4 protein-coding genes are annotated in these 3563 nt (G+C 60.8%); 1 reads left to right on the top strand and 3 read right to left on the bottom strand.

The annotated features are described in order from the left end of the window. Positions 1-599: hypothetical protein (locus AC1DSN_RS20030; RefSeq protein WP_477332445.1), on the top strand; the 599-nt coding region annotated here is incomplete at its 5' end. An 85-nt stretch (positions 600-684) separates the two neighbouring features. Here the strand turns inward: AC1DSN_RS20030 and AC1DSN_RS20025 are convergent. The 3 genes from AC1DSN_RS20025 to AC1DSN_RS20015 all read right to left on the bottom strand — a co-directional run. Next, on the bottom strand, positions 685-1191 hold the full coding sequence (locus tag AC1DSN_RS20025) for a hypothetical protein (protein ID WP_477296100.1): 507 nt from the start codon (positions 1189-1191) through the stop codon (positions 685-687). A 43-nt stretch (positions 1192-1234) separates the two neighbouring features. Continuing rightward, entirely contained in the window at positions 1235-2707 is a 1473-nt protein-coding gene (locus tag AC1DSN_RS20020) for an efflux transporter outer membrane subunit (RefSeq protein ID WP_477332443.1), read from the bottom strand. Next, positions 2700-3563, bottom strand: an 864-nt coding sequence (locus AC1DSN_RS20015; protein WP_477332441.1) for an efflux RND transporter periplasmic adaptor subunit, incomplete at its 5' end; no start/stop codon positions are given. The genes AC1DSN_RS20015 and AC1DSN_RS20020, both read right to left, overlap by 8 nt.

Genomic DNA, 3563 nt, shown 5'->3' with positions numbered 1-3563 from the left:
ACGAAATCTTCGGCCTTGGCCGCGCGTTCTATAACCGCTACAACTCGGGCTCAGGCCCCAGCAACCACGACGTCTACGGCGGCGGTTTCGGCGTCGGCATGATCCTGCCTGTGGTCGAAAAGTTCCTGGACTTCCAGTTCTCCGGCATGCAGGGCCGTGGCATCGGTCGCTATGGCTCGGCACAGCTGCCGGACGTGACGTTCAAGCCGAACGGCTCGATCGCTCCGATCAAGGAAAACATGGTTCTGGCTGGCCTGACCTTGCACGCCAATCCGGACATGGACATCTATCTTCTCGGCGGCCGCGAGCACGAAGATGCGAAAGCGTTCTCGTACAACGGCGTGCCTCTCGGCTACGGCAACGCTGCGTACAGCAATGCGGGCTGCGACATTGAAGGCGGCGCTTGCGTAGGCAACACGAAGCAGATTTACCAGGGCACCCTGGGCTTCTGGTGGAAGTTCTACCAGGGCAAGTTCGGCAAGGCCCAGTTCGGCGCCCAGTACTCGCATACGGTGCGTGATTCGTTTGAAGGCGTGGGTGGCTCTGCGAAGGCTAAGGAAGATATGGTCTTCACCAGCTTCCGCTACTACCCGTTCTGATACCACCATCGGAAAGGAGTTCTACCCAGGGACGGAACGAGCGGCGGGCATTGCCCGCCGCTTTTCTTTGTCCGAAGAAGACAGGTCAATAAGGGAGCGGATCGGGTTCCTGCGCAGCGCTTTCCCAAATGCCTTCCAACAACACATGTCGTACGCGGCTGACGTACTCAGACTTCTCCACGAGAACACGAGGCCTCACATGATCGCGGAACGACACAACAACTCGGTCGTGGTCGCAGATTGACGCCACCACATTCGGCGTCGTCTGGTCGATGGCGGGGCCACTCAGATTGAGGTGACTGCTGCACATCGTCGGTGGCAGCCGAGGGAAGTGGCCGAAATAAACTTCAACACGTTCGCCCGCTGGCTTCGAAAGCCCCAACGGAACCGGCCAGACGTTACCGTGCACATCGAAGCTTTCGATATGACCGTCTGGATAATGGAAGTTGAACGGCATCTGGTTCATTCGCGCGTCCCATTTCTGATAGGTATCCGAACCCTGCACTGTCCTGGTCTCCAGGTTCGCAGCGCATCCGGCAGAGAGCCCGGCGACGAGGAAGATTTGCAGAGCTTGCCGAATGGGTCGGAACATCACGATAAGTCTCCAAGTGAAAAGCTGGCTGCTGTCTTCACGTTCAGATGGACCGGTCCTGTGGATCTTTCAGCTGCGCGGTTTGGGTCGTGGCTTCAGACCATCCGCCGCCGAGGGCTCGGATGAGATCGACACTCGCCTGCAGTTGCCTTGTCCGCACAAGCTCAGCCGTACGCTCGGCCTGCAGCGTGGCTGTTTGGGCAGTCACGACTTCGAGGTAGCTGACGACGCCTTCGTTGTAGCGATTGGTCGCTAGCGTCTGTGATTCCTTCGCTGCATCGGCTGCTGCGGTCTCCTGCTCGTTCTCCCGGCCGAGCTCCTGAAGCAAGGAAAGATTGTCTTCGACCTGTTGAAATGCGCGGAGCACAACACTTCGGTACTCAGCGGACGCCGATGCGAACTCAGCTTTCGCCTGCGCCTCGCGTCCTCGGCGCAAGCCCCCATCGAAAAGATTCATCGATGCCAACGGACCAAGGCTCCAGAACTGATTGCTGGCAGCGAGCAGATCACCGTGCCCTACGTCCTGCCATCCAAATGCGGCACTGAGGCCGATGTCTGGGTAAAAGGCTGCCCGGGCGACACCAATGCCGGCGTTGGCCGCAAAGGCGCGCCGTTCAGCAGCAGCGATGTCTGGCCTTCGCTGCAAGAGCGAGGACGGCACGTCTACCGGAATGGCGGGAAGCGCCACAGCGGCAGTCGGCGCGGCGGGTAACGAGAAGCTCGAAGCAGGCTCGCCGACCAGCGTTGCGATCGCGTGCTCGGTCAGCGCGCGTTGTACCCTGAGCTCCGTGTCTTGTGCTTGCGCGTCTGCGAACAGCGCGTTTGCGCGAGCGAGGTCCAAACCGGACGACACCCCGCCGTCCATCCGCTTACGCGTCATTTGCTGCCCGTCACTGAACGCCGCAAGTGAATCCTGGACGATACGTGACTCGGTGTCGAAACCCCGCAGCTTGATGTAGAGATCTGCTAGTCGCGCCTGCAGACTCAACCGAGCGGATGCAAGGTCGGCTTCCGCGGCCTGCGTCTGGGCTTTACCTTCCGCGACTTCGTTGCGGATGCGCCCCCAAAGATCCAACTCATAGCCCGTCGACAGACCGAACGTTCTGGTGTCGTATTCGTTGGGCTGATTGGTCCCCCGCAAAGGGCGATTGTCCGACTGGCGGTCATTCGTCGGGCTGGCACTGACACCGATGCGAGGAGCCTGTTCAGCGCCCAACTGCTCGAGGAAGGCGCGTGAGGTGTCGAGTCGTGCAAGAGCCACGGCAAGGTCGGGGTTGTTTGTATCCAGCTTTGTCTCAAGTTCGTCTAGTGTCGGATCGCCGTAGACCTTCCACCAAGGACCACGAGCGACCGCATCGCCGGGGGCTGCGACGGCCCAGCCTCTGGGAGCAGCCGCACCCTTGAACGCATCGGGTAGTGGGCCGATCGACGGCTTTACGTACTCGGGCGCGAGGGAGCAGCCACCGAGTGCCAGTAGCAAGCCCGTGCAGAGACTGCGAGATGTCAGCTCACGCATTCTTGGCATGATTGTGCTCGTCGGTCGAAGGAGGAGCGATCTGAACGGTGTCACCCTGGGCCAGAGAGTCCGTCGGGTGATCGATGATTCGATCGTCAGGGTGTAATCCCTGGTCGATCTCCAGCTTGTCGCCGAGGTCCATCGCAATGTGCACGTCACGCAGAAGGACGGTGTTGTCCTTCCCCATGACGGCGATCTGCGGACCCGCCGCGCGGAACAGAAGCGTGGTCGCCGGCACGGTCACGGTGTTGCCCGTGGCATGGGTTGTCAGCTGGACCTCCGCAAAGTCGCCGGGCAGGAGGTCCTGCCGCGGGTTCTCGACCTTGAACTGTGCCARCAGGGTGCCTGACGCCCGATTGATAGCATGGGAGGTGCCAATGAGCGTACCGTCGACGGTCTCCCCGCCATGGCCCAAGACGAGGAGCTTCACTTTCATACCCGGCACCACGGCCGACGCGTAGCCCTGAGGGACCTGCGTGTAAAGACGCATCTGGGTTGTGTCGGCAATGGAGAACAACGGATCACCGCCACCACTGTTAGCGGAAATCAGGTCGCCGATATCCGTGTTGCGTGCGGTGACGGTCCCGTCGAACGGCGCCACAATACGCTTGAAAGACTCCAGGGCTGCGAGGCGATCCACATCCGCCTTAGCTCCCAAGACACCCGCTCGTGCGGTCTCGGCTTCGCTCGCCTTCTCATCCGCCTCCTGCTTAGAGACCGACCGCGACTCCAAAAGATCATGCCAGCGCTTCGCCGTCGTATCCGCCAGACGGACGCTCGCCTGCGCCCGCACAAGCTGGGCCTTAGCCTGTTCAAATTGTTGATCGAGTTCCGGAGTGTCGATAAGAGCCAGGAC

Source organism: Luteibacter sp. P4_D7_3, assembly GCF_056401735.1.
This window is presented reverse-complemented; position numbering and strand designations above follow the sequence as displayed.

What these genes read in the sequence shown, in the direction of transcription:
- AC1DSN_RS20025 (WP_477296100.1), bottom strand. Translation starts at nt 1,191, where the DNA reads ATGTTCCGACCCATTCGGCAAGCTCTGCAAATCTTCCTCGTCGCCGGG.
- AC1DSN_RS20020 (WP_477332443.1), bottom strand. Translation starts at nt 2,707, where the DNA reads ATGCGTGAGCTGACATCTCGCAGTCTCTGCACGGGCTTGCTACTGGCA.